At 66.4% G+C, this 26,881-nt stretch carries 18 protein-coding genes; 9 read left to right on the forward strand and 9 right to left on the reverse strand.

The window, feature by feature from the left end; translation table 11 throughout:
- Positions 1–2 precede the first annotated feature (2 nt).
- From malQ to M2339_RS12395, 3 genes are read left to right on the forward strand one after another with little or no spacing between them, the layout of a single operon-like run.
- On the forward strand, positions 3–1,991 hold the full coding sequence (malQ, locus tag M2339_RS12385; protein ID WP_264586401.1) for a 4-alpha-glucanotransferase: 1,989 nt from the start codon (positions 3–5) through the stop codon (positions 1,989–1,991).
- 49 nt (positions 1,992–2,040) lie between these two features.
- Complete coding sequence (locus M2339_RS12390; RefSeq protein ID WP_264571358.1) at positions 2,041–2,304, forward strand: DksA/TraR family C4-type zinc finger protein; 264 nt, start codon at positions 2,041–2,043, stop codon at positions 2,302–2,304.
- Between the two features lie 16 nt (positions 2,305–2,320).
- Complete coding sequence (locus M2339_RS12395; RefSeq protein ID WP_264588303.1) at positions 2,321–2,890, forward strand: alpha-ketoglutarate-dependent dioxygenase AlkB; 570 nt, start codon at positions 2,321–2,323, stop codon at positions 2,888–2,890.
- A 25-nt stretch (positions 2,891–2,915) separates the two neighbouring features.
- On the opposite strand, the gene M2339_RS12400 is transcribed toward M2339_RS12395, so the two are convergent.
- The 3 genes from M2339_RS12400 to M2339_RS12410 are packed head-to-tail and all read right to left on the reverse strand — an operon-like array spanning position 2,916 to position 7,119.
- Positions 2,916–4,289, reverse strand: a complete 1,374-nt coding sequence (locus tag M2339_RS12400; protein WP_264586400.1) for an efflux transporter outer membrane subunit — start codon at positions 4,287–4,289, stop codon at positions 2,916–2,918.
- Positions 4,289–5,449: an HlyD family secretion protein gene (locus M2339_RS12405; protein ID WP_264586399.1), complete on the reverse strand. Its 1,161-nt coding sequence runs from the start codon at positions 5,447–5,449 to the stop codon at positions 4,289–4,291. Before M2339_RS12405 ends, M2339_RS12400 begins: the two co-directional genes overlap by 1 nt.
- The gene (locus M2339_RS12410) at positions 5,446–7,119 is read right to left on the reverse strand and encodes an MFS transporter (RefSeq protein WP_264578027.1); all 1,674 of its coding nucleotides are present in this window, start codon (positions 7,117–7,119) and stop codon (positions 5,446–5,448) included. Before M2339_RS12410 ends, M2339_RS12405 begins: the two co-directional genes overlap by 4 nt.
- 368 nt (positions 7,120–7,487) lie before the next feature.
- Between M2339_RS12410 and M2339_RS12415 the strand changes: the two genes are divergently transcribed.
- Genes M2339_RS12415 through M2339_RS12440 form a run of 6 tightly spaced genes read left to right on the forward strand, consistent with a single transcriptional unit; the run spans position 7,488 to position 15,354 of the window.
- Entirely contained in the window at positions 7,488–7,577 is a 90-nt protein-coding gene (locus M2339_RS12415) for a potassium-transporting ATPase subunit F (protein WP_181560703.1), read from the forward strand.
- 15 nt (positions 7,578–7,592) lie between these two features.
- Positions 7,593–9,296, forward strand: coding sequence for a potassium-transporting ATPase subunit KdpA (gene kdpA, locus M2339_RS12420; protein WP_264586398.1), 1,704 nt, complete (start codon positions 7,593–7,595; stop codon positions 9,294–9,296).
- 13 nt (positions 9,297–9,309) lie between these two features.
- Complete coding sequence (gene kdpB / locus M2339_RS12425; protein WP_264606371.1) at positions 9,310–11,343, forward strand: potassium-transporting ATPase subunit KdpB; 2,034 nt, start codon at positions 9,310–9,312, stop codon at positions 11,341–11,343.
- An 11-nt stretch (positions 11,344–11,354) separates the two neighbouring features.
- The gene (gene kdpC, locus M2339_RS12430) at positions 11,355–11,945 is read left to right on the forward strand and encodes a potassium-transporting ATPase subunit KdpC (protein ID WP_264586396.1); all 591 of its coding nucleotides are present in this window, start codon (positions 11,355–11,357) and stop codon (positions 11,943–11,945) included.
- A complete protein-coding gene (locus M2339_RS12435; RefSeq protein WP_264586395.1) occupies positions 11,942–14,611 on the forward strand; it encodes a sensor histidine kinase in 2,670 nt (889 codons plus the stop codon). The genes kdpC and M2339_RS12435 overlap by 4 nt, the downstream gene beginning before the upstream one ends.
- Positions 14,608–15,354, forward strand: coding sequence for a response regulator (locus M2339_RS12440; RefSeq protein ID WP_264586394.1), 747 nt, complete (start codon positions 14,608–14,610; stop codon positions 15,352–15,354). Before M2339_RS12435 ends, M2339_RS12440 begins: the two co-directional genes overlap by 4 nt.
- Before the next feature lie 262 nt (positions 15,355–15,616).
- Here M2339_RS12440 and M2339_RS12445 read toward each other — a convergent pair whose 3' ends face one another.
- The 6 genes from M2339_RS12445 to M2339_RS12470 form a co-directional block, all read right to left on the reverse strand.
- Positions 15,617–17,284, reverse strand: coding sequence for a tannase/feruloyl esterase family alpha/beta hydrolase (locus tag M2339_RS12445; RefSeq protein ID WP_264606372.1), 1,668 nt, complete (start codon positions 17,282–17,284; stop codon positions 15,617–15,619).
- A gap of 19 nt (positions 17,285–17,303) precedes the next feature.
- Positions 17,304–18,905 carry a carboxylesterase/lipase family protein gene (locus tag M2339_RS12450; RefSeq protein ID WP_264586393.1) on the reverse strand — a complete coding sequence of 534 codons (1,602 nt, stop codon included), beginning with the start codon at positions 18,903–18,905 and terminating at the stop codon, positions 17,304–17,306.
- A 59-nt stretch (positions 18,906–18,964) separates the two neighbouring features.
- Positions 18,965–21,814 (reverse strand): TonB-dependent receptor domain-containing protein, encoded by a 2,850-nt coding sequence (locus M2339_RS12455; RefSeq protein WP_264586392.1) that lies wholly within the window; start codon positions 21,812–21,814, stop codon positions 18,965–18,967.
- 364 nt (positions 21,815–22,178) lie between these two features.
- Positions 22,179–23,759 (reverse strand): glutamine-hydrolyzing GMP synthase, encoded by a 1,581-nt coding sequence (gene guaA / locus M2339_RS12460; RefSeq protein WP_264586391.1) that lies wholly within the window; start codon positions 23,757–23,759, stop codon positions 22,179–22,181.
- A gap of 53 nt (positions 23,760–23,812) precedes the next feature.
- Positions 23,813–24,388: a hypothetical protein gene (locus tag M2339_RS12465; protein WP_264586390.1), complete on the reverse strand. Its 576-nt coding sequence runs from the start codon at positions 24,386–24,388 to the stop codon at positions 23,813–23,815.
- Between the two features lie 50 nt (positions 24,389–24,438).
- Positions 24,439–26,778, reverse strand: coding sequence for a prolyl oligopeptidase family serine peptidase (locus tag M2339_RS12470; protein ID WP_264586389.1), 2,340 nt, complete (start codon positions 26,776–26,778; stop codon positions 24,439–24,441).
- Positions 26,779–26,881: the final 103 nt, after the last annotated feature.

Raw genomic sequence — 26,881 nt, forward strand, 5'->3', positions numbered from 1 at the left:
CTGTGCCTGACGATGAAATTCTAGCCCTGGCGCACGCGGCAGGGCTCGCGATCCATTGGAAGGATGCCGACGGCCTCGCGCATAGCGTGTCGCAGGACACGCTTCGAGCGGCCCTGCAGGCACTGGGCTATGCCGCCGAGACGGATGCGCAGCGGGCGCAGGTTTGGACCAAACTGACTGAAGAGGCCGCGCGGAATCCGGACTTTCTGAGTGCGGATGCCGGCCAGCCCGTCCCTTTGCCGGATGGGCTGGCGGCTGAAGCCTCTGCAGAGGTCACCTATGAGGACGGCAGCGCAGGCCGTCTCGCCATCCACGATGGTCAACTGCCGGCCTTCACCGCAATCGGCTATCATCGGGTCGACATCGCAGGCCATGTCTTTACCTTGGCGGTGGCGCCGCCCCGATGCTGCGAGCTGGCAGATCCCGCCATTTGGGGGCCAGCGATCCAGATCCCTTCGCTGCGCGGCGAGAGGATGTACGGCACCTTCGACGACCTGCGCGTGGCGGGCTTCGGCTTTGCAGAGCAAGGCGCCGATCTGCTGGCGATCAGTCCGGTCCATGCGCTGGTGCCGGGTTCCGCTCGCCATTTCAGCCCCTATGCGCCGTCCAGCCGTACCTATCTCAACACCCTGCTGGCCGATGCGCCTGTTTCGCCGCCCGATCATGCCAATGATGAACTGATCGACTGGACCGCAGCCCGGGACGCGGCGCTTCTCAAGCAGCGCGCCACCTTCGCGGCGCTCGACGAGGAGACCCAGCGCGCAGTCTGGGACGAGGCGCAACCCGACCCCGCCCTGATCCGCCAAGCGCTGTTCGACGCGCTCTCGATCGAGTTTCGCGGCCACCCCTGGCAGCGCTGGCCGGCCGCGTTTCAAAACCCGCAAAGCCCGGCCGTCGACCATTTCGCCCGGAGCCACTGGCAGGAGGTTGCGGTTCACATTCTGGCGCAGACCCAGACCGACCGGATGTTGGGCGCGGTGCAGGCCTCGGCGCGTGCCGCAGGGATGCGCATTGGCCTGATCGCCGACCTCGCCGTGGGGGTCGATCCCGGAGGGAGCGACGTCTGGAGCGATCCGGATGGCTTTCTGCGCGGCCTCACCATCGGCGCCCCACCCGATCCGCTCGGCCCCGAGGGGCAGAATTGGGGCCTCACCACCTATTCGCCGCACGCCCTGCGCGCGCAGGGCTTCCGCCCATGGATCCGGATGATCCGGGCGGCCCTGCGCCATGCCGGCGGCCTCCGCATCGATCATGCGTTCGGACTACGCCGCTTGTGGGTCATCCCCGAGGGCGCGCCCAGCACGGAGGGCGTCTATCTCGACTATCCGTTCGCCGATCTGCTGCGGATCCTGGCCATCGAAAGTCATCGCAGTCAGGCGCTCATCATTGCCGAAGATCTTGGGACGGCGCCCGAGGGCTTCATGGAAATCTTGGCCGCGCGGGGTATATTGGGCATGAGCGTGCTGTGGTTCGAGCGGGACGCCCACGGCAAATTCGCCGCCGCCTCGGCCTATCGTCCGCACAGCGTCGCGATGACCGGCACCCACGACACGCCGACCGTCGCCGGCTGGTGGCGCGCGCGCGATCTGGAATGGCGGCAGAGCCTGCAGCCCGAGACGCCCGCAGACCATGACCGGCGCGCCGAGGAGCGCGAGCATCTGTGGAACCTGCTGGCCGGCGCGCCCGAGGCGCTGGCCAGCGCTTCGACGGACAGCGTGGTCGATGCCGCTCTCGCCCACATCGCCCAGGCACCGACGCCGGTGAAGATCATCTCGATCGAGGATCTGCTGGGCCTTGAGGAACAGCCCAACCTTCCCGGCACGCTCGACGAGCACCCCAATTGGCGCCGCCGCCTGCCCGCCCCGATCGACGCCCTGCTCCGACGACCGGAGGTCGCGCGCCGCACAAAGATGCTGCGCGATCTTTGCGGGCGCAAGGCGGACACGTCCGTCGATGCCCCCCCATGGCGACCTGATGAAATTCGGGGATAGCGACCCCATATAGGACCTATCGCAGACACAGATGCGGGAGCAGGCGAGCATGGCCAATGGCTGGGCGCCCGACGGCGCCGTTCAGGATCAGATTGACGACAGCGTGAAAGACGCTCTGGCAACCGCCCGGGCGCGGATGCCATCGGGCCCCGGCACCCTGGCGTGCGAGGAATGCGGCGAGGAAATCCCCGAGGCGCGCAGAAAGGCGCTGCCTGGCGCGCGGACCTGCGTCGCCTGCCAGTCGGCACGCGACAGGCGCCCGTCGTTTTCCGCCATCAACCGACGCGGCAGCAAGGACAGCCAGTTGCGGTGAGGCCGCCTGCATGACGATGCTCGACCTGTTCGATACGCCCCTTGTGCCCGGCCTGAACGCACGCGCCGACATCATCGATGGCCGGGAGGAAGCCGCGCTGATCGAGCGGATCGACGCACTGGACCTCGCGCCTTTCCGGTTCCAGCAGTGGACCGGCAAGCGCCTCACCCACTCCTTTGGATGGCGCTACGATTTCGAGACCGGCAGCTTCGGGACGACCGACCCCATACCCGACTGGCTGCTCCCGCTCAGAGCCCGCGCCGCCCGCTTCGCGGGGCTCGCTGCTGACGATCTCGTCCAGTCGCTGCTGACCCGCTATGACGCGGGGGCCGGCATCGGCTGGCACAGGGATCGGCCGGTGTTCGAGCATGTCGTGGGCATCTCGCTCGGCAGCGATGCGGTGCTGCGGCTGCGCCGGCGCCATTCGGGCGGCTTCGAACGCGCGAAGCTCGAACTGGCCCCGCGGTCGGTCTACCATCTGTCCGGCGAGGTCCGCCACGACTGGGAACACAGCATCGCGCCGATGACCCAGCCGCGCTGGTCGATCACCTTCCGCAGCCTATCCGACAAAGGGCGTAGGGGCTGAGCCAGCCTCCCAAAGCTAATGCAGGTCAACGCGCGTCGCTCTCCCAGCCGCCGCCCAGCACCTGATACAGAGTGACCAGGGCGTTGAGCTGATCGGAGCGCAGTTGCACCAGCGCGAGGTCGGCGGAGAGCAGGGCGCGCTGTGCATCGAGTTCTTCCAGATAACTGCTGTAGCCCGCACGATAGCGATTGGTCGCATGACGCAATGCGTCGGCAATGGCTGCCCTCTGCGCCTCGGCGCTCGCGCGCTGCTGGCGGAGGCTGGCGACATTGCCCAGCGCATTCTCCACCTCACCGAACGCGGTCAGGGCCGTCTTGCGATAGGTAAAGGCGGCCTGATCGCGGCGGGCGGCGGCCGTTTCCACGCCGGCGCGCAAGCGCCCGCCCTCGAACAAGGGCGCCAGCACACTGCCGCCGACGGACCAGATCGTTACCGGGTTCGCCAACGCGCTGCTGAAAATCGCGCCGGCCGCAGCAGACAGGCGAAGGCTCGGCAGGAACTGCTTGCGCGCGGCTGACAGGGTGGAATCCGATGCGGCCAGAGCGAACTCTGCCTGCGCGATGTCGGGCCGGCGGCGCAGCAGCTCGGACGGCAGCCCCTGATCGGGCACGGACGGCGCGACGAGGGCGTCGAGCGATCCGCCGCGCTGGATCACGCCTGGCACATCCCCCGTCAACAGGCGCAGGGCATTCTCCTGCCGCAGGATCGCCAGATCGACCTGCGGGAGGATGATGGCTGCGGCCTGATATTCCGCCTCGGCCTGGCGCAGTTCCAGCTGGGAGGTGTAGCCGGCCTCGGCGCGGGAGCGGGCAATGCGGAGGCTTTCGGCCCGTGCCGTGATCGTCCGGCGGACGACGTCGCGACGCGCATCGAGGGCCAGCAGCGTGATGTAGCCCGATGCCGTGGCCGCGCCGACCGAAAGCGCCGTCGCATCACGGGCGGCCTGACTGGCCAACCAGGCCGATCTCGCCGCCGATGTCTGATCGTCGATCCTGCCGAACAGATCGAGTTCATAAGCCACCTGCAGCGCAGGCTGGGCGCTGGTGCCCTCTGTCGCCTGGCCGAACGGGTTGAGCGATCGGCCGTGGGAGCCGGCGGCGGTCGCATCCAGCGTGGGGAAAAGCTGCGCGCGCGCCAGCCGCTCCTGCGCCCGCGCTTCGCGGACCCGCGCGGTGGCGATAGCCATGTCGACATTGTTGGCGATCGCGGTCTCGACCAGTTGGGCCAGCGCGGGATCATTGAACGCCCGCCACCAGCCGGCATTGACCGCTCCCTCTCCCGCCACGGCGTTTTGCCAGCCGGCAGGCGGCGTGACCGCAGCCGACGGGGGCAGCGGCGTCGGTGGCGCCATGCAACCGGAGAGGCACACGACGCCCAGCAAGGCGATGGCCGACCGCATCACCTGTGCCCTGCCGTATCGACCCTGGCCTGGACGGACATGCCCGGCCTCAGCCGTGCATAGAGCGGGTCCTTGGCATCCGGCGCGATCCGCACCGTGATCCGCTGGGGCACCTTCACGAAATTGCCGGTCGCATTGTCGGATCGGATGACCTGAAACTCATTGCCGGCGGCGGGCGCCAGCCGCTCGACCCGGCCGTGGATCACGGCCCCGTCGAGCGCATCGACCCGCAGCCGCACGCTCTGGCCCGGCGCCATATGGGCCGTCTGCGCTTCCTTGAAGTTCGCAGCCACCCAGACGAAGGGCGGCACGAGGAATGTCAGCTGCGAGCCGGCCGTGACATATTGCCCCAGCCGCACGCCCACCTCGCCCAGCCGCCCATCCTGCGGGGCGCGAATGATCGTGTTGGCGAGATCGATCTCCGCGAGGCGCAGCGCCGCTTGCGCCGCATCGACATTGGCGCGCAGGCCACCGCGCCCGACCGTCACCGTGCGGACCTGCTCGCTCGCCACCTGCTGCTGCGCCTGCGCCTGCAGCACGGCGGCTTCTGCCTGCCGCAACGCCGCCAGAGTCTGGTCCCGCTCGCGCAGGGAGACCGACCCCTGGCTGACGAGATCGTTCACCCGGCGCATGTCGGCCTGCGCGCGCGCCAGTTGCGCCTTGGCGTTGGCCACGCTGGCGGCTTGCCCCGCAAGCTGAGCCTGGCTGGACGCTTCGCTCTGGCTGCTGTTGGAAAGGTTGGCGCGCTGCATGGCGAGTTGGGCCTGCGCCTGCGCCACTCTCTGGCGATAGATCCGGTCGTCGATCCGCGCGAGGACCTGCCCCTTGCGGACCTGCTCATAATCCTGAACCTGCACCTCCACGACATAGCCGTTCACCTGTGGCGCAATGACCGTGGTCTGGCCGCGCACATAGGCATTGTCCGTCGTCTGAACATCCGACGAGAAGGGCGGCAGGCCCCAGGCGTAAAGCACGATGAGAATGCCGACGACGATGAACAGGACGGCCAGCAGCGTCACCCTTCGGCCGGCTTGCGGGGGCGCCCAGCCGCGCTTCGGCGCGCTGGCCACGGGGGTGGTATCATTGGGCACTTCCACCGGATCTTCCAGACGGTCGGTCCGGTTCGATGGGCGCGGATGTTCGGCGGAGGTGTCACTCATGATTGGGCCCTGGTCCTCATTGCCGCCAAGGCCGCAAGCTCTTCGGCCAGGGGGGTAATGCCTTTGCGACGATAATAGATCCACCGCGCGCCGAGATACACAAAGGCGAGCGTGGCCAGCGCACCGACCAGCATGAACACATCGTTGAACGCCAGGATATTGGCTTCCCGCGCGACCTGCTGGGAGAGGAGGATGCTGCCCTCCGCCTGACGCAAGGCCGGATCGCCCAGCGTCCGCGCATAAGCGCCGCCGAGCTGCTGGATGCGCTGCGCCACCTGCGGATCGGTGCCGACGAGCGACTGGACCAGCATTTCGGAATGGAAGCGCTCGCGAATGATCTGGAAGCTGCCCAGCAGGGCCGCCCCGCCGATGCCGCCCAATTGCTGCGAAATGCCGAACACGGCCGAAAAGCTGACGATATGGCTTGGCCCCTTGGCCAGCGCCTGCAGGATGCCAGCCATGAGCGTCGGCCCCATGAAGTAGATCGCGGCGAAGGAAATCATCGCCTGCGTCACATAAAGCTGCGCCGGGCGCGTGAGATTGCTGGACTGGGTGTCGAAGAACGCGGCGATGGCGATGAGCGCGCAGGAGATGATCACGGGTTTGAGCAGGTCCGTCGGCTTGAGCGTTTTCAGGCTCACCGCCAGCCCGAATATGGTTGCCAGCGTGACCACCGTGTAGAAACCGATCAGCTGGTCCTGCCCCATGCCGAGCACGGTCAGCAGACCGCTGGCGCCGACATTCTGCTCGCCGAGCAGCACGCGCATGCTGGCGGCGATGACGGCGAACCGGATGATCGCCGCGCTGCCCATCCAGCGCGTGTTGAGCAGCGGATTGGCCCGGTTGTGTTCCACGATCACCGCCGCGCCGATCAGCAGGATCGCGCCCGCCAGCGCATAGCCCAGCCACTGAGTCGACCACCAGACAATGCGCCCCTGCACGAGCACGGCGGAGAGCAGGGCTATGCCGGGGGCGAACAAGGCGAAGGTCAGGAAATCCAGCGGCTCGAAGGCGTCGATGCGCTCGCTTGGCGGCAGGCGCAGCAGCCACACCCCGGCGAGGCAGAGCAATGTGAGGCCGAACTCGAACAAGTACAGATTCTGCACATCACCATGAATGAGCAATGCCGGGGAGATCACCCGGGCGAGCGGAGTCGCGATCTGCGAGACGCCGACGCCCAGTACCAGCCCGCCCAGCCGCGCCTCCGCCTTCATCGATTGCATGATGTAGAACAGCGCCATCGTGGACAGGCCGCTTGCGACGATGCCGCTGCCCGCGCGCACGAAGAGTTCCAGACCATAGCTGTGCACGAAGAGTTGCAGCGTGTTGAGGACGAGGAAGCCGATCAGCACGATCCGCACAAAGCGCTGGATGCCGAATTGCTGGCGGAACTTGATGAGCAGCAGGCTCATGCAGACATTGGTCATCGTATAGGCAGCAGTCAGCCAGCCGGCTTCTACGCTGGTCAGCCCGAGCGCCCCCTGGATTTGGGGCAGGTTCGCCATCAGCAGCCCGTTGATGAAGCCACCCGTGAGGCCGAGCAGCACGCCGATCAGCAAATATCCCAGACGACGCCGGCCCGGGTGATAAGGCGTCGCCGGAGACCCCGGCATCATCGGCCGCTCGTGCGGCTCGAACTGATATTCCGACTCTTCAGACCGTCTGCTCAACCACGGGCCTTTCCATGCCAGCCTCTATCCTCGGACGGATATCTGAAGACTGCAATGCAAAGTGTTCAACGCGCAGATCGTTCCAGGGATCGGTGGTCTGTCGGCCAGTCCAGCACGCTGCGGGCCCCAGACCTGCGCGATTCATATGCAAATACTATGCGGATCGCCTTTCCTGTCTCTCGAATTCAAATGCGGCTCTGCCTTATTTGACCTGCGGCACATGATTCGGCGCCGCATCCCCTGCGGTCTCCGACGTCGTGCAGGAGAACGATCATGCAGGACATGCTCTGGTTGGGGCTCACCCTCGGCTTGCTGGCCACAACGCTCGGTTACGCGGCGCTGTGCGACAAGGCGTGAGGGAGGCGACCATGACCATCGACCATTGGCTGGCCGCTGCGACCGCGGTCGGCCTGCTCTTCTATCTGGTGGCCGTGCTCGCACGCCCCGAACGCTTCTGATCCGGGAGCGACATCATGACAGTTCAGGGATGGATCATGATCCTCGCCTTTGTTGGCATCTTGCTGGCACTGGCCAAACCCGTCGGCCTGTGGCTCTTCGCGCTCTATGAAGGGCGGCGGACGCCGCTCCATGGCCTGCTCGGGCCACTGGAGCGCGGCTTCTACCGGCTGGCGGGCATCGACCCGCAGGAGGAGCAGGGCTGGCGCCGCTATGCCGTGCACATGCTCCTGTTCAACACGGCGCTACTGGTCTTCACTTATGCGATCCTGCGCTTGCAGGGCCTGCTACCCCTCAACCCGCTGGGCCATCCCGGGGTGAGCCAGCCGCTCGCCTTCAATACGGCGATCAGCTTTGCGACCAACACCAACTGGCAAAATTATGGCGGTGAGTCGACGATGTCGCCCCTTAGCCAGATGCTCGGCCTGACGATCCACAACTTCCTGTCGGCAGCGACCGGCATCGCGCTGGCCTTTGCGCTGTTCCGCGGGTTCGCGCGGCGGGAAGCCAAGGGCATCGGCAATTTCTGGGCCGATGTGACGCGGGTGACGCTCTATCTGCTGCTGCCGCTCTGCTGCGTCATCGCGCTCTTCTATATCGCGAGCGGCGTGCCGCAGACGCTGGCGGGGTCGGTCGATGTAACGATGCTGGAAGGTGCGAGGCAGACCCTCGCGCTGGGGCCGGTCGCCTCGCAGGAAGCGATCAAGATGCTCGGCACCAATGGCGGCGGCTTTTTCAACGCCAACTCCGCGCATCCGTTCGAGAACCCGACGGCGCTCGTCAACTTCGTCCAGATGCTCTCGATCTTCGTGATCGGGGTGGGCCTCACCTACACCTTCGGCAAGGCTGTCGGGAACAGTCGCCAGGGCTGGGCGATCCTTGCCGCCATGATGCTGCTCTTCCTGGCCGGAACGACGATCACCTACTGGCAGGAGGCAGCGGGCAACCCCATCCTGCACAGCCTCGGCATCGCCGGCGGCAATATGGAGGGCAAGGAAGTCCGCTTCGGCATTGCCGCCTCCGCGCTCTTTTCCGTCGTCACCACTGCGGCCTCCTGCGGCGCGGTCAATGCGATGCATGACAGCTTCACCGCACTTGGCGGCCTGATCCCGCTCTTCAACATGCAATTGGGTGAGGTTGTCGTCGGCGGCGTCGGCGCCGGCATCTATGGCTTCCTGCTGTTCGCCATCCTCGCGGTGTTCGTCGCGGGGCTCATGGTCGGGCGAACCCCGGAATATGTCGGCAAGAAGATCGAGGCTCGCGAGGTCAAGCTCGCCGTTCTCGCCATCGCGGTGCTGCCGCTCATGATCCTGGGCTTCACCGCCATCGCCTCGGTCACCGAGGCCGGGCTGGCCGGCCCGCTCAACAAGGGACCCCACGGCTTTTCCGAGATTCTCTACGCCTTCACCAGCGCGGTTGCGAACAATGGATCGGCCTTTGCCGGCCTCTCCGCCAACACGCCTTTCTACAATGGCATGCTGGGCGTCGCCATCTGGGTCGGTCGTTTCTTCGTCATCGTGCCCATGCTGGCGATTGCCGGCGGGCTGGCGGCGAAGACCTACACGCCGGAGACGGCGGGCAGTTTTCCGACCACCGGGCCGCTTTGGACCGGCCTGCTGGTGGGAATCGTGCTGATCGTCGGCGGCCTCACCTTCCTGCCCAGCCTCGCCCTTGGTCCCATCGCCGATCATCTCGCGATGATCCGTGGCCAGCTTTTCTGATCGGAGCCTCTTCATGGCACGCCAAGCATCCCCATCGCTCTTCACGGCCGATCTGATCGTCCCGGCGATCACGGACTCGGTCCGCAAACTGAACCCGCGCCAACTCATCCGTAATCCGGTGATGTTCACGACCGCCATCGTGGCGGTGCTCCTGACGGTGCTGCTCATCGTCGGTCAGGATGGCCTTGCCGCCAGCTTCAAGCTCCAGCTCGTCATCTGGCTATGGCTGACCGTGCTGTTCGGCACCTTTGCCGAAGCGCTGGCCGAAGGGCGCGGCAAGGCGCAGGCGGCGTCCCTGCGCGCGACCAAGGCGGACCTCACCGCCAAACGCCTGAAGAACGGCCAGGAGCCCGAGACCGTGCCGGCCAGCGCGCTGCGGGTCGGCGACACCGTGCTGGTCGGGACCGGCGATCTCATTCCATCGGATGGCGAGGTCGTCGCGGGCGTCGCCTCGGTCAACGAGGCCGCGATCACCGGGGAGTCCGCGCCGGTCATCCGCGAGGCGGGCGGAGACCGGTCGGCGGTGACGGCGGGCACGCGGGTCATCTCGGACGAGATCCAGGTGCGCGTCACCGTCAATCCCGGCCAGGGTTTTCTCGATCGCATGATCGCGCTGGTGGAAGGCGCCGAACGGCAGAAGACGCCCAACGAAATCGCCCTGACGCTGCTGCTGGTCGGCCTGACCATCATCTTCCTGATCGCGGTCGGCACTATTCCCGGTTTCGCCAGCTATGCCGGCGGCGCCATTCCGGTGTCGATCCTCGCGGCCCTTCTCATCACGCTCATTCCGACGACCATCGCCGCTTTGCTCTCGGCGATCGGCATTGCCGGCATGGACCGCCTTGTGCGCTTCAATGTGCTGGCAAAGTCCGGCCGGGCTGTTGAGGCGGCCGGCGATATCGACGTGTTGCTGCTCGACAAGACCGGCACGATCACGGTCGGTGACAGGCAGGCAACGGCATTCCGGCCGGTCGGTGGGGCGACACCGGCCCAGTTGGCGGAAGCGGCCCTGCTGGCCAGTCTGGCGGACGAGACGCCGGAAGGGCGCTCGATCGTGGCGCTTGCGCGCGAGAAATTCGGTCAGGCAGCCCAAGCCCTGCCGACCGATGCGCAGGTGATCCCCTTCACCGCGCAAACCCGGATTTCCGGCGTGGTCACGGGCGACACCACGGTCATCAAGGGCGCTGTCGATGCGGTCCTGAATGCCATGACAGGCCCGGACAAAAGCGCCGCGGCGGCGGAACTGCGGCGCATCACCGACGAAATCGCACGCGCCGGCGGTACGCCGCTGGCGGTCGCGAAGGACAGCGAGCTGCTGGGGGCAATCTTCCTCAAGGATGTGGTCAAGGCGGGCATCCGCGAGCGCTTCGGCGAACTGCGCAATATGGGCATTCGCACGGTGATGATTACCGGCGATAATCCGCTGACCGCCGCGTCGATCGCCGCCGAGGCCGGGGTCGACGATTTCCTGGCTCAGGCGACACCGGAGGACAAGCTGGCGCTGATCCGCAAGGAGCAGCAGGGCGGCCGCCTCGTCGCCATGTGCGGTGACGGCACCAACGATGCGCCCGCGTTGGCGCAGGCCGATGTCGGCGTCGCCATGAACACCGGCACGCAGGCGGCGCGCGAGGCAGGCAACATGGTCGATCTCGACAGCGACCCCACCAAGCTGATCGAGATCGTCGGCCTCGGCAAGCAGCTGCTGATGACCCGGGGGGCGCTCACCACTTTCTCCGTCGCCAATGATGTCGCCAAATATTTCGCGATCATCCCGGCCATGTTCGTCGTGCTTTATCCGGGGCTGGGCGTGCTCAACGTCATGGGCCTCGCGACGCCGCAGAGCGCCATCCTGTCCGCGATCATCTTCAACGCGCTCATCATCCCGTTGCTGGTGCCCCTCGCGCTCAAGGGCGTGACCTACAAGCCGATCGGCGCCGGACCGCTGCTGGCGCGCAATCTCGCCATCTACGGCCTGGGTGGCCTGATCGCGCCCTTCGCCGGCATCAAGCTCATCGACCTGGCCGTCAACGGCCTTGGCCTCGCCTGAGGAACAGACGCATGAACAAGGACATTCTCACCGCGCTCAGACCGGCTTTGGTCATGACAGCGCTCTTCGCCCTCCTGCTGGGGCTCGCCTATCCGCTCGCGCTCACCGGCATCGGCCAGCTGATCTTTCCATCACAGGCCAATGGCAGCCTGGTCGAACAGAAGGGCAAGCCGGTCGGCTCGCGTCTGATCGGGCAGGCGTTCACGGCGGATCGCTATTTCCATCCCCGCCCCTCGGCGGCGGGCGACGGCTATGATGGCATGGCATCCTCCGGCTCGAACCTCGGCCCGACCAGCCGCGCGCTCATCGACCGTGTGCAGGCGGACATAGCCACGCTGGAACGGACCAATCCCGGCAAGCCGGTGCCGGCCGATCTGGTCACGGCATCCGGCTCCGGTCTCGATCCCCACATCACCCCGCAGGCGGCTTATTATCAGGTGGGCCGGATTGCCCGTGCGCGCGGCTGGGACGCAGCCAGGGTCCGATCCCTCGTCGACAAGAGCATCGAACAACCGCTGCTCGGTGTTCTGGGTGAGCCGCGCGTCAATGTGCTGGAAATCAATCGACGTCTGGACGGAATCGGCGCTACCACGCCGTCATGAGCGATCCAGACCGCCGCGATCCGGAAGCCTTTCTGCGTCAGGCGACGCAGGAAGGTCGCGGCCGTCTCAAGATCTTCCTGGGAGCTGCTCCGGGCGTCGGCAAAACCTACGAGATGCTGACCGACGGCATGCAGCGGCTCAGGGCCGGGATCGACGTCGTGGTCGGCATCGTCGAGACCCATGGCCGCAAGGAGACCGAGGCGCTGCTGATCGGGCATGAGGTCATCCCCCGCCGCGCCGTCGAGCATAAAGGGCACCGGCTCGGCGAGATGGACATCGACGCCATCCTCGCGCGCCGCCCCCAGCTCGTGCTGGTGGATGAGCTGGCGCACAGCAATGCGCCGGGCAGCAGGCATCCCAAACGCTATCAGGATGTCGAGGAACTGCTGGACGCGGGCATCGACGTCTATTCCACGGTCAATATCCAGCATGTCGAGAGCCTCAACGACGTCGTCGCCTCCTTCACCCGCGTCCATGTGCGCGAGACCGTGCCCGATTCCATTCTCGAAATGGCCGAGATCGAGGTGGTCGATATTCCGCCGGACGAACTGATCGAGCGCCTGAAAGAGGGCAAGGTCTACATTCCGCAGGAAGCGAGCCGCGCGCTCAACCATTTCTTCTCGAAGTCCAACCTCGCCGCCCTGCGCGAGATGGCACTGCGCCGCGCCGCGCAGGCCGTCGATGCCCAGATGCTCGATTATGTTCGCGCCCATGCCCTGGCCGGCAGCTTCGCGGCGGGGGAACGCGTTCTGGTCGCGATCAGCGAGGTCACCAGCGCGCAGGGCCTCGTCCGCGCGGCCAAGCGGCTCGCCGATGCGCTCAAGGCGCCCTGGTCCGCCGTCCATATCGAGACGCAGCGCAGCCTCTCCTTCACGCCCAAAGAGCGGGAGCAGCTGGCCGACACCATGGCGCTCGCATCGCGCCTCGGCGCCACGACCGCGACGATCCCTGCGACGTCCGTCGTCGAGGGGCTGAAAGATTATGTGGCCGACGCCCGCGCGACCCAGATCGTGATCGGCAAATCGGCGCGACCCTGGTGGTTCGAGCTGCGCCATGGCTCCGTGGTCGACAAGCTGGTGCGCGAGATCGGGGATGTCGCCGTGCATGTCCTGCCCGGAGATGCCGCCACGCCCGGCCCGCAGGCGGTGCGCCAGCGTTTTAGCCAGGGATGGGGAAAGCCGTCCCACTATCTCTGGTCGGCGGTGATGATCGCCGCGATGACGGCGCTCGGCAGGCTGCTCATCGAGGCGATCGACCTGAGCAATATCGCGCTCATGTACCTCGTGCCCGTCATGTTCGCCGCCGCCAGCTATGGCCTGCGGGCGGGGCTGGTCTCGGGCCTGCTTTCGAGCCTCGCCTATAACTTCTTCTTCCTGCCGCCGACCGGCACGCTGACGGTCAATAATCCCGAGAATGTCGTCAGTATTCTGGTGCTGCTGGGTGTGGCGATCGTGACCAGCCAGTTCGCCGCGCGCGTCCGCGCCCAGGCCGACCTTGCCCAGTCCAGCGCGCGCCAGAACGCGGCTCTTGCAGGGTTTTCCCGGCAAATCACCGCCTCGGCGAGCCAGGAGGAGCTGATGCACGCCATCTGCGCGGAAGTCGGCCGCCTGCTCCAACTGCGCACCGTGCTGCTGCTGCCATCGCCGGACGGGCCGCAATTGCGCGCGGCGGTGCCGCCGGAGGATCGGCTCGAACAGATCGAGAAGGCCGCCGCGCAATGGGCGATGGACAATGAGCAGCCGGCCGGGCGCGGATCGTCCACGCTTACCGCGTCGGACTGGCTGTTCCATCCGCTGCGGACCCAGCGGGGGGTGCTCGGCGTGCTGGGTCTGGCCCGGGAAGACGCCGGGCCGCCGCTTCGCTCCGATCAGGTCCCGCTCCTGATGAGCCTGCTCGATCAGGCCTCCATCGCCTTCGATCGCATGGCGCTGGAGCAGGAGATGCTGGATGCGCGACAGATCAAGGAGCGCGACCGGCTGCGCGCGGCGCTGCTCTCCTCGGTCAGTCACGATTTGCGGACACCGCTGACGACCATCCTCTCCGCCGTGCACGAGCTGAAACGCCAGCATCCCTCCGATCTGCTCGATACCGTCGATGCCGAAGCGCAACGGCTGAACCGCTTCGTCGCCAATCTGCTGGACATGGCGCGGGTGGAAGCGGGCGCCTTGCCGCTCAAGGTCGAGCCGACCGACCTCTTCGACGCGGTCGCCGGCGCCGTGCATGACACGCGCCAGTCCCTGCAGGGCCATGCGGTCGAGGTCGAGATCGCGCCCGACATTCCGCTGGTCCGTGTCGACCCGACGCTGCTTCACCACTGCCTCATCAACCTGCTGGACAATGCCGGTCGCTATGCTCATCCCGGAACGCCCGTGATCGTGCGCGGCCAGCGCCTGCCCGATGCGATCGCCCTGTCGGTGGTCGATGAAGGGCCGGGCATTCCGGCGGGTGCAGAAGCGCGGGTGTTCGACACCTTTACGCGGCTGGAAGGCTCCGACCGGGCGAAGCATGGGACCGGCCTTGGCCTCGCCATCGTGAAAGGATTTGCCGAGGCCATGGGCCTGACGGTGTCCGCCGCCAACAATGCCGAGCCGCGCGGCGCGGCCTTCACGATCATGATCCCGCAGGCGCTGATCATCTCCGACGTCCCCCATGAGGATCTGCTATGAACGTCCGTCACAAGGTGCTGATCGTCGATGACGAGCCGCATATCCGCAAGCTGATCCACACCGCGCTGGGGCGGGCCGATTACGCCGTCGTCGAAGCGGAGAATGCGCGCGAAGCGATGGAGAGGCTGAAGGCGGAGCGACCGGACATCAGCCTCCTCGATCTGGGACTGCCCGACCGGGATGGCCTGGAACTGGTGCCGCTGTTCAAGCAGCAGTCGGACACGACGCTGATCATCGTCTCGGCCCGCGACGCGACGGACCAGAAGGTGGCAGCGCTCGATCTCGGCGCCGACGATTATCTGACCAAGCCGTTCGATACCGACGAGCTGCTGGCGCGCGTTCGGGTGGCGCTGCGCAATCGCATGGCCAAGGAGGGCGGCGTGTCCATGGTGCGGGCGGGCGACGTGGAAATCGATCTTCTCAACAGGGTCGTGCTGAAGGCGGGGAAGGAAGTACACCTGACGCCCAAGGAATATACCGTGCTCGCCCAGCTCGCCAAATTCCCCGGCCGCGTGATTACGCATCAGCAGATCATGGCCCATGCCTGGCCGCACGAAAAGGAGCACCATGTGGAGTATCTGCGCGTGCTCATCCGCACGCTGCGCCAGAAGCTGGAAGCCGATCCCCAGCGCCCCCGGATCATTGGCAACGAGCTGGGCATCGGCTATCGCCTGCGCTTCAATGTGGAAGGCGAGACGGAAGAATTCGCCGCAGGAGACACGGCAGCGACGTCCGGCGGATAAGGAGCGGGCGAACCGCCGTCGGATCAATCCTCGCGGCAGCCTTCCCGATCTGCGCCAGAGCTGCGGCTCGCTTGCGCTCACTCCAAGGGCACAGCAGCGCATCGCCGATCAGGAGCAGGCGTTCGTCGGGGCGGGGGACGCTCATGGCGACCGCGACCAGCGTCTGCTCGCGCAGGCCGGCAGCTTACGAGATCGCGGCGGTATCACGCGTTGTGATACCATCCACCCTTGGCCCGCCCCGCGCCGGTCAGGAGAGAGCGGATCAACGCCCCGTCAGCGGGCGCGCCCTGGCGTGGGAGCCGGGCCAGTCGAAGCCGTCTTGCGGCTCCGTCTTGGGCGTGACGGGCTCGAAGGAGGTCGCGGCATTCACGTCGCCGCCCCGGTAGTGGGTGAGCATGGGATAGGCATAAAGCGGCCGATGGCGCACCACGCCCGTGTCGAGGCGGGCGCTGGCCACCACGGCATCCGGCGCCTTGCCTTCTTCCACCCAGAGCACCACTGCGCCCAGGAAATCCTGATCATAGGGGATATAGCCGCCCGCGCAGTGATAACCGCCCGGCACGAGGAACATGCGGGCAAAGGCGCGGGCCGCGTCCAGCCCGCCGGCATGGTCGCGCACGGCCTGATAATAGTCCAGCATGCCAAAAGCGCCGGCGGCATTGTCCGCCACGCCCTGCCACATCAGCAGCTTGCCGCCGGCGTCGCGGAAGGCTGAGAGGTCCGGGTTGCCGGCATCGTAGAGTTCGCCCCCCTTGAGCAGCCGCTGCAGGCTTTCACGCGAGAAGGTCCAGTCGCGCCAGGTGAAGTCGGCCGGGAGTTCGCCTTGCAGCAGCAGATATTGCAGGAAGGATTGTGCCGCGAACTTGCCCGTCTGCGTCGGCGCACCGCGGCCAACCCAGCCCAGTTCGGCGCCATAAGGCGCGCCACCGGGGAAGAGGGACTGGCCATCGGCATCGGTCGGGCCGCGATAATAAGCGCGGGCCGCTACGACCTGATCGGCATTGAGGCAGTTAGCCTGCCCCGCCGCGCCCGGACGGCAGGCGAGCTTTGCCGGGTCGTATCGGCAGCGGCGCGGATCGTCGATCTGGCCATCGGTGATGCCATCCAGCCCGTCGCAGGCCTTGATGACGGCGGCGTGCAGCAGTTCGACGGCCTGCGGCGTGAAAATCTCGCGCCCATCGGGATAAAGCCCCTGCTGCGCTTCCCACAGGAAGAGCTGCATCGCCGCCGGCATGGCGACCGACGAGCCGGCCACGACGCCATCGAAATCGTTCGGATAGCGCTGGACCTCCATCAAGGCTTCCCGCCCGCCGCCCGAGCAGCCGACGAAATAGCTGTAAGCCGGGGGCGCGCCGTAAAATTGCGCAACGATCGCCTTGGAAGCGACGGCGACGGCATGAGCGGCCTTGTGCGCGAACTGTTCCCGCAATTCCGGCGCGCCGACCGCCCATGTGCCATCGCCGATGCCGGCACTGTGATGGCCGCCATTGTTGAAGGCGACGGCAAAGCTGCCATCGGCGATATGGGCGTTGCTGCAGAGCGGCGTCACCTCGCGGCCGATGACTCCGCACATGCCCCCGCAGCCCCCTTGCAGGAACCGCCCCGCATAGCCGGCCATCGGCAGTCGGAGCTCAAACTCGGTCTGCGGCGCCGTATAGGCCTTGACGAGGCAGACGCCCGGTGTCGCCGCGCTGGCCCCTTCTACCGTGGCCGAGCGCACGCGATAGACAATGTCCTCCGCTTGCTGGGAGACCGGCTTGACGAGGTCGCCGCAGGGCATTTGCGGCGCGCTGGCCGGGCGAGCCGGGAGCGTGAACGGCGTGGCCTCGCTCTTCGGCGCGGCCATAGCGTGCGGCGCGGCGACAAGGGCCACCAGCATGAGCAGGAGGACAGCAAGCACGGTCTGCGTGGCAGGACGAGCGGACGTCACAGCCCGGATGGGGAAGGCCTCAGGCATAGCGGGCAATCAGCCCCTGCTCGGCACCGAGCGGATCGGCGCTGGCGGCATACTCAGTGTCGAACACCATCGTCATCCGCTGGTCCTGTCCATAAGCCGGCCAGAGCGGCAGGCAATCGCCATTCGGATCGCCGGTCCGCGCGAAATTGGCCCAATAGCGGCTCATGCCGTCGGCCAGATGCTGGGCATTGGCCATGCGCTCACCGACGCTGCCATAGCTTTCCGTTACCATATCGAACACCATCGGCACCTCGATGCCGTGCGGGCTGCGCATCCGCCCGCCCTGCGCCGGGGACTGCCAGTTGACGAGATAGGCATAGGCCGGCTTCGTCGCGCCCGCCGCGCGGGTTTCCGCGACGATGCGGGCATTGCGGCCCATGCCGGCCTCGGTCGTGATGGCGAAGAAGATGTCGCTCGCCGTGGCCTTGGGGTGCAGCTTGCGGAACCCTTCGATCAGCGGCGCAGGCGATGCCACGCGGCCTTCCAGCGCCGCCGGCAGACTTGTCCAGTCGAGATCGAAGGCGCCGGGCGGCGGAAACAGCACGGTCGTCTCCGCACTGGTATGGCCGACCATCACCGGAATGTCGGGCGAGACCGCCGGAAGATCGGGCGCAAACGGTGTCCGCGCCACGACGGTGCCATCAGCGACCAGCCCCGGCCCGCGCACGGGATTGCCGCCGGTGATCTCCTGCAGGCCGGCCAGCAGGCGCTCGATGGGGATGGCGCGTAATGCCTCCACGTCCCCGGCCCGCACGCCCACGGCCTTGCACAGGGAGGCAGTGATGCGCTCCGCCTCGTCGCGCGCGACAGTGGTAGTGCCAAAGCCGCTCTGCAGGATCGCGCGATGGAACAGCCCCTTGGCCGCCGGCATCGCCATCAGCCCCGCAACCTTCAGGCCGCCGCCGGAGTGGCCGAAAATCGTCACATTCTGCGGATCGCCACCGAACGCGGCGATATTGTCGCGCACCCACTGCAGGGCGGCGACCATATCGAGCTGCCCCGGATTGGCGGCGACGCTGCGATCGCGGGTGAGATCGTCGAAATAGAGATAGCCGAACAGGTTGAGCCGGTGATTGACGGCGACGACGACGACATCCTGCCGCGCCGCCAGATTGCGCCCGTCGGTGACCGGCGTCGCGCCCGAGCCCACCGCCAGGCCGCCACCGTGCAGCCACATCATCACCGGGCGCTTCTTCCCGTCGGCAAGGCCCGGGGTCCAGACATTGAGCGCGAGGCAATCCTCGCCCGAGGCCTTCGGCTCGCGCCATGAGGAGAAGCCCGGCCCGTCCGGCCCATCGGGCAGTTGCGGGCTGCGCAGGCCATAGTCGACCGCATCGCGCACGCCGCTCCACGCCGCAGGCGGCTGCGGGGCGGCAAATCGGTTCCGGCCCGCCGTCGAGGCGCCATAGGGAATGCCGCGGAAGACATTGACGCCATATTCGCACCGACCGCGCACTTGCCCATGCGTGGTCGTTGCGATCGGCGCTGCTGCGGCCAGTGCGGGACGGGCAAGCAGTCCGCCCAGCCCCGCCGCACAGCTTATCGAAAAAGCCCGGCGGCTGATGCCTTTGGCCGGAAAAGCACCCTCGCGCATTGCGCCCTCTCCATAAAAAGCGAAAGCCCCGGCCGAGGTCGGAGCTTTCAGGATTTTGATCAGAAGACGACCCGTGCGCCCATGCGATAACGACGCCCGACATTGTCATAGTAGACGGCGTTGTTGTTGCCGTTCCAGTAGGGCGGCGGCATCACGTCGAACAGGTTGTAGACGTTGGCGAACAGCTCAACCTTCTTGCTGCCTTCGCTCATCAGGTCGAACGTCACGCCGACGTTCGTGTAGAAGCGCGACGGCACGCGGTTGGTGTTGATGCTGTTGGGCAGCGTGATGCTGTAACCGGCATCTTCCGGGCCGATCAGCGTCGCATCATATTTACCGCTCGAGAGATAGCGGCCCTGCAGGTTCACACCCAGGCGACCCATATCGAGGCTCACCATGCCATCAAGGATCCAGGACGGGATACCGGACGCGCTGTTGTCCCCGGCGCGATCGATGCCCGGCAGGGCGCTGTTGGTGAAGTCGATCGTGTGGGTGGCGAGCAGCCGGAAATCGACCGAACGCTCACCGCCGAACGGCAGGTTGTACCCAGCCTCGAAGTCGACGCCGCGCAGCTGCTGACGATTGAGGTTCAGGAAGAGAACCGAAATCGTGTCCACGAAGTTGTTGGCGTCGCGCTGGACCAGCGAGCAGACATCGGCGGCACCCGTCGTGTTACAGGTGTTGAGGATGACCTGCGCCGACAGCGTGGCAATCGCGTCGTTGATGCGGATGTTATAGTAGTCGGCAGAGAAGCGCAGGCCCTCGAGTGCGCCCTGCGGCTGCAGGGTAAAGCCAGCGGTGAACGTGTTGGCCGTTTCCGGACGCAGCCGGACATTGCCGCCGGTGAGCACGTTCATGAACTTCTCGGCGCCCTTGACCGTATCATAGAACACGCCGACCCCGCTGACGGGCGTCGTGAACAGCTCGGACGTGTTGGGCGCACGGAAGTCGCGCGAGTAGGTCGTCCGCAGCATCGCCCAGTTGACGGGCTTGTAGGTCGCGCCGACCTTCCACGTGGTGGCGTTGAACGTGTTGCTGCCCGCGGCGCCTTCATTCTTGTAATGAGCCTGGCGGATGGCACCGTTCAGGTCGAGCGAACCGACAGCGCTCTCGCGCAGCAGGGGCACGCCCAGCTCGACATAGCCTTCGACAACGCTGGTGTTACCGGCCGACGGCGTCTGGTTGAACACATAGAAGCCGTTGGCGGCCGAAATCGGATCGACCCTGATGTCGAGCGTGTTGCGACGCCCTTCCACACCGACCGCGAAGGCGACCGGGCCGGCCCAGGTCTCAAAAGGCGTGCCGTTGATGTTCACAGCGCCAGCAAGCTGGGTGTACTTGTTGTCCTGCCAGGTGGTGCCGAAGGCGTAGTTCTTCGCGGCCTGCGAATATTGGCCCTGACCCAGGATATTGAGCGCGACGCATGACGGATCGTTATTGTTCGGGTTGCTGTCCGCATTGATCCGGCAGATCGGGCCATTGGGGCCGGCCACCGCGTCGACGGCATTGGCGTAGCGCGCATTGATGCGATTGTTGATGGTGTTCTGCTTGTAAGCCGTCTCACCATATTGCGCATGAGCATCCCATGACCAGCCGCCGCCCAGATCGCCCTGTGCGCCGCCGACGATGCGATAGGTGTCACGGATCGACGTGCTGTCCATGCGGCCGAAGTCGACGCCGAGCTTACCAACGCTGATCGCGGCGATGCCGTTGTTCTGCATCGTGGTGCGGATGGAGGCGGGCAGGAAGGGATTGTCGACGGCAATGTTGGACGCCGCGCGAATTTCCGGGCCCCGCGTGAAGCCATCGACATGGCCGTAGCTGCCTTCGAGGAAGGCGGTGAAGGCTGGCGAGAACTCATATTCCAGATGCGCGAAGGTGTTGTAGCGCGTCACCGGGATGGAGAGGAGCGGATCGTCGAAGAAGGCGTTGAGGCCTTCGCCCGAGCCGCCCTGCTGGAAGAGACCGCTGGCGTTCTGGCCGTAGACGAACTGCGTGGGCGAGCCATTGGGGCCGAACTGAATGCCGTCCAGCACGCCGCCGCGCGCCGGCGTGGACGTGCCTGCGCCGTTGATGGTCGCGGTGATAAGGCCGCCCGGGGTCAGTGTCGCGGTGCGCATGCCGGTGATGATGTTGTGAGCGGGACGACCGCCGAGGCCCGGCACGTTGGTCAGGTCGCCCACTTCATTGCCGCAGAAATCGCGGGTGTAGCAGCCACCGGTGCCTTCGTCCTTGTTATACTCGGCGCCGAAGATGAAGCGACCGCGATCATCGGCGAAGCGCTTGCCCGCGCCGATCTGCCAGAAATACTGGTCGCCATCGCCGCGATCGGTCACGCCGTAGCCGGCCGTCGCCTTGAGCCCATCGAGACGCGTGTCGAGACGCAGGTTGATCACGCCCGAGACAGCGTCCGAACCATAAGCAGCCGACGCGCCGCCGGTGACGATTTCCGTGCTGCGGATCAGCAGGGTCGGCATCATGTTGAGGTCGATGCTGCCGGTCGAGGTGCTGGGCGTGAAGCGCCGGCCATCGAGCAGCACCAGCGTGCGCGAAGCACCGAGACCGCGCAGATCCGAGATGCGGGCGCCGGCATTGGCCGGGAAGATGTTCTGCGTGTTCGGCGTGCTGGACGGCCGGAAGGACGGCAGCTGGGCCAGCGCCTCACCGACGGTGGGCGACGCGATCTTTGCGATCCGGTCCGCATCCATCACCGTGACCGGCGTCGGCGCGGTAAAGCCGGTGGCGCTTAGGCGCGTGCCGGTAACCACGATGCTTTCGGCGTCGGCCTCATCGGCCTGGGGCGCGTCCTGCGCCATCGCCGGCACGCTTGCCGCCACCGCACAGATTGCTGCCGTGATCAGCAGAGAATCGCGCAATCCGCGCGTTTTGGCTGAGACTCGCTCGTTCATAACATCCCCTCTTTCGGACAATTGCGCCCGCCGCCCTGGCGAGCATGCTCGATTCAATCGATTGCAGACCATTATCTGTCAAATGTTGTTGAGATGTCAATATATGATGTAGAAACTTCAACAAATAGCCCGCACGCTAGCGGCAGATTTTCGTGCTTTCCGTTGAAATCACGCCAATTTTCCGAGCCGGAATTTTCGGGCAGCGGCCATTATTTGTCGGCGTAATTGGAGGCGGGACGGCATCAAGCTGTCACGATCACCGCCGAGCGGCCGGGATCGCCAATTCGCGCGTAGATAAAAGCCAACCCGGAGCTCGCGGCCTCCGGGAAATGTGCAGGATACCCGTCCGTAATTTACGCCGATCTCATTCCCACTCGATCGTGCCCGGCGGCTTGCTGGTATAGTCGTACACCACCCGGTTGATACCCTGCACCTCGTTGATGATCCGCGTCGCCACGCGGCTGAGGAAGGCGGCGTCGAAGGGGTAGATGTCGGCCGTCATGCCGTCAGTGGAGGTCACCGCGCGCAGGGCGAGGACATTGTCGTAGGTCCGCCCGTCACCCATCACGCCGACGCTGCGCACTGGCAGCAGTACTGCGAAAGCCTGCCAGATCGCGTCATAAAGCCCGGCGTTGCGGATTTCCTCGAGGTAGATGGCATCCGCCTTGCGCAGCACGTCGCAGCGCTCCTTGGTCACCTCGCCGGGGATGCGGATCGCGAGACCCGGCCCTGGGAAGGGATGGCGGCCGACGAAGATGTCCGGCAGACCAAGCTCGCGGCCCAGATCGCGCACCTCATCCTTGAAGAGTTCGCGCAGCGGCTCGACCAGCTTCATGTTCATGCGCTCAGGCAGGCCGCCGACATTGTGGTGGCTCTTGATCGTCACGCTCGGCCCGCCGGTGAACGAGACGCTCTCGATCACATCCGGATAGAGCGTGCCCTGCGCCAGGAAATCCGCGCCGCCGATCTTGCGGGCTTCCTCCTCGAACAGGTCGATGAAGGCCTTGCCGATGAACTTGCGCTTGGCCTCCGGGTCGGTGACGCCGGCGAGGCCGCCGAGGAAGGTCTCGCTCGCATCCACATGGACCAGCGGGATGTTGTAATGCCCCCGGAACAGGCTGACGACCTGCTCGGCCTCCGCATGGCGCATCAGACCATGATCGACGAATACGCAGGTGAGCTGCTCGCCGATCGCCTCATGGATCAGCACCGCGGCGACCGCCGAATCCACGCCGCCGGACAGGCCGCAGATCACCCGGCCCGAACCGACCTGCTCCCGGATTTCCTTGATCTTTGTCGCGCGGAATTCCGCCATCGTCCAGTCGCCGGCACAGCCGCAGACATGGCGCACGAAATTGGCGATCAGCTTGCCGCCGTCGGGCGTATGCACCACCTCGGGGTGGAACTGGGTGCCATAATAGCGCTTCTCGTCATTGGCGATGAGCGCGAAGGGCGCGCCGTCCGATGTCGCCACGATGCGGAAACCGGGCGCGAACTTCGTCACCTTGTCGCCATGGCTCATCCACACCTGATGGCGATCGCCCGTCTCCCACAGTCCGTCGAACAGCACGCAGGGCTCGGTGACGGTAAGGAAGGCGCGGCCGAACTCGCCGCCCTCGCCCGTCTCATGGCCGGGCCGCACTTCACCACCGAGCTGATGGCTCATCACCTGCTGGCCATAGCAGATGCCGAGGATCGGCAGGCCGCTCTCGAACAGCTCCTGTGGCGCGCGCGGGCTCCCCTCGTCGCACACACTGGCGGGCGAACCGGAGAGAATGATGCCGCGCGGCTTCATCCGCTGGAAGGCGGCCAGCGCCTGCGTAAACGGGGCGATCTCGGAATAGACCCCGGCTTCGCGCACACGACGCGCAATGAGCTGCGTCACCTGGCTACCGAAGTCGACGATGAGGATGGAATCGGGGTGAGCTGAGGAATGTGCTGACATGGGCAGCGGATAAGACGGGCGGGCTGGCCTGTCCAGCCTGTCCGCATGGCCCGTTAGCCGAAGGTGACGCCGTCCACCCGGCCATCGTCCCAGATGCAGCGGAAACTGCGCAGGCGGCCTTCGCCGGCCCTGAAGTTCGAACGCATGCTCAGCGTGCCGGTCACATCCCAGCCGGAACCGAAGGGCCGCGCGCCCGTGATGTCCCGCACCTCGGCATAATTGCCATCGCGCGAGGCCTGATCGCGCGCCGCGATGGCGCAAGCGTCGACCGCCGCGTCTTCATCGTCCAGCGCCTGACCCGCGGGGCGCCCATCATAGCCGTCGTCATAGCGGTCATTGCGATAGTCGCCGGCGCGGTCATCATAGCGCGGATCATAACCGCGATCGCCCGGTCGGCGCGTGGGATAACGGTCCGCGTCGCGCTGCTTGGCAGCCGCCGTCGCGATCGCCGCGATCAGCCCGACACCGATGATCGCGCCAATGACGGCGCCACTATTGTCATGACCGCGATGATGGCGCGGATACCGATCCCAGCGGCCATCATAGCCGCGCGCAGAGGCGGGCGTCGCAGAGCCCATGACCATCGCCCCGGCCGCAGCGGCCAAGGCAAGTTTCGAGTGAACGTTCATCGGCAGATCGCTTCCTGGCAACACCGGCAACAGCATCGCCGGCCAGAGCGTTATCGCACCGGGCCGATGAGCGCGGGCTGAATAGCGACCGAGCCCGCATTGGCGCTCTCTGTGGGCGCGGTGGAGAGGTTTGACCGCGGCCGTAGCGTCAGGCCGGTCCAATAGGCCGCAAAGCTGTACATATCCGCATATTCTTCGACGATTTTGTCGGTCGGGCGATTGATGCCATGGCCTGTGCCGGTGTCCACGCGAATCAGCCTTGGCCTCTCGCCAAGCGGCGCCGCCTGCAGGGCTGCGGCATATTTGAAGCTGTGGCCGGGCACCACCCGGTCGTCGCTATCCGCCGTGGTCACCAGAATGGCGGGATAGTCCGCCTCGCTGCGGATATTGTGATAGGGCGAATAAGCCAGCAGCGTGCGGAAATCCGCCTCCCGGTCGGGCCGGCCATAATCGTCCACCCAGAAGGCGCCGGCCGTGAACTGGTCGAACCGCAGCATGTCCATCACGCCGACACCCGGCAGGGCGGCGGCGAACAGGTCGGGCCGCTGATTCACCACGGCCCCCACCAGCAGGCCGCCATTGGAGCGCCCCTCGATGGCCAGCTGGTTGGCGCCGGTATAGCCCTGGGCTTTGAGATATTCGGCCGCTGCGATGAAATCATCGAAGGTCGTCTGCTTGTTGGCGCCCCGCCCGGCATCGTACCAGGCCTTGCCGAACTCCCCCCCGCCCCGCACGCCGGCAATGGCGAGCACGCCGCCCTGCTCGACCCAGGCAAAGCGGGTGGGCGAGAAGCTGGGCGTTTGCGCGACATTGAAGCCACCATAGCCATAGAGCAGCGTCGGCGCCGGCATGCCCGCGCGGGCGAGATCGCGCCGCCGCACGATGAACATCGGCACCGCCGTCCCATCGCGCGCGGGGTAGAAGACCTGCTCCGTCACATAATCCGCCGGATCGAAGCCGAGCGCGGAGCGGGCGAAGATGCTGGTTTCGCCGGTTTCGACATTGAAGCGGTAGATCGTCGGCGGCTGGGTAAAGCTGGAGAAGGCGTAGAAGGTTTCCGGATCGCCGGGCCGGCCGCTGAAGCCTGCGGCTGCGCCCAGCCCGGGCAGCGGCACATCGCCCTGACGCTTGCCGGCGAGATCCGTGATTTCGGCGACGATCCGCCCATCGACGATATAAGCCAGCACAAGCCGGCTGCCGATCATCGATCCCCCGGCCAGCGTCTGCGGCCGCTCCGCGACGACCTCGACCGGGCGGCGGCGCGGGTGGCCGGCATCGATGGTCACGATCCGTCCATTGGGGGCCCTTGCGTCCGTGCGGAAATAGAGCCGATCGCCAAGCTGGCCGATCATCTGCCACGCATTGCGCAATCCCCGCACCAGCGTCACGGGCCGGGCGTCCGGAACGGTCAGCGGGATCAGCACCAGTTCGGCGGTCTGTTCGGTCCCCATCTTCGAGCTGATCAGCAGCCAGCGGCCGTCCGCCGTCACCTCGGCGCGGTGAAGCAGCCGGGGCCGATCCGGCGTGGCATAGACCAGCCGGTCCTGCGCCTGCTCGGTGCCCAGCGTGTGAAACCAGACCTGCTGGTTCTCGAACGAGGGATCACGCCCGCCCTCGGTCGGCGCGGCAAAGCGCGCATAATAAAAGCCGCTGCCCTCATGATTCCAGGCCAGCGCCGAATAGCGCACCCAGGCCACCTGGTCAGGCATCAGCGCGCCGCTCTCGACATCCAGCACCCGCACGGTCCGCCAGTCGCTGCCCCGCTCCTGAAGCGCCAGCAGCAGCGCGCGCCCGTCCCGCGAAGGCAGCCACTCGGCGAGCGCAACCGAGCCGTCGGTGGAGAGCCTGTTGGGATCGATCAGCAGACGCTCCGCCCCATCGACGCCCTCGCGCACATAGATGGGCGAGAAATTCTCGCCCTTGCTGCGCGTATAGAAATAGCGCTCGCCGGCCTTGCGGGGATTCCCGAAGCGCTCAAAGCCATGCAGCGTGGCCATGCGGGAACGCAACGCCTCCCGGCCCGGCAAAGATTTGAGGTAGCGGAAGGTCGTCTCATTCTCCGCCGCAATCCATGCTTGCACATCGGCATCGTGGCGCGGGTCGCCCTCCAGCCAGCGATAGGGATCGGCAACGGGCACGCCAAAATGCGTCTCGGTCAGGTCGAGGCGGCGGGCTTGCGGGTAGCGAAGCGCTGGCAGGCGGGGCGCCGGGCCGATCCGCAGCGCACCCGGCTTAGCGGCAGAATCCACGGCCCGACCCGCGGCTGCGTCCGTCGTGATGACGACGGCGGCGTCCTCGGCCGCAGCAGCGCCCGGCTGCGCCTGCGCAGGCAGCGCCAGGAAAGCCAGCAGCAGGGCGGCAACAGGCAGGCGAAAGGAAACGGCCAACATCCTCAATGCCCTTGGGAAAACGGGCTTGCGGCGCGCGATAGCCCTGCGGCCGCCCGCGTGCAATGGCGCAGGACAGGGCGGTGAACTCTCTGGGGGCTGGGGT

It is taken from the genome of Sphingobium sp. B2D3C, from assembly GCF_025961835.1.
Lineage (GTDB): Bacteria > Pseudomonadota > Alphaproteobacteria > Sphingomonadales > Sphingomonadaceae > Sphingobium.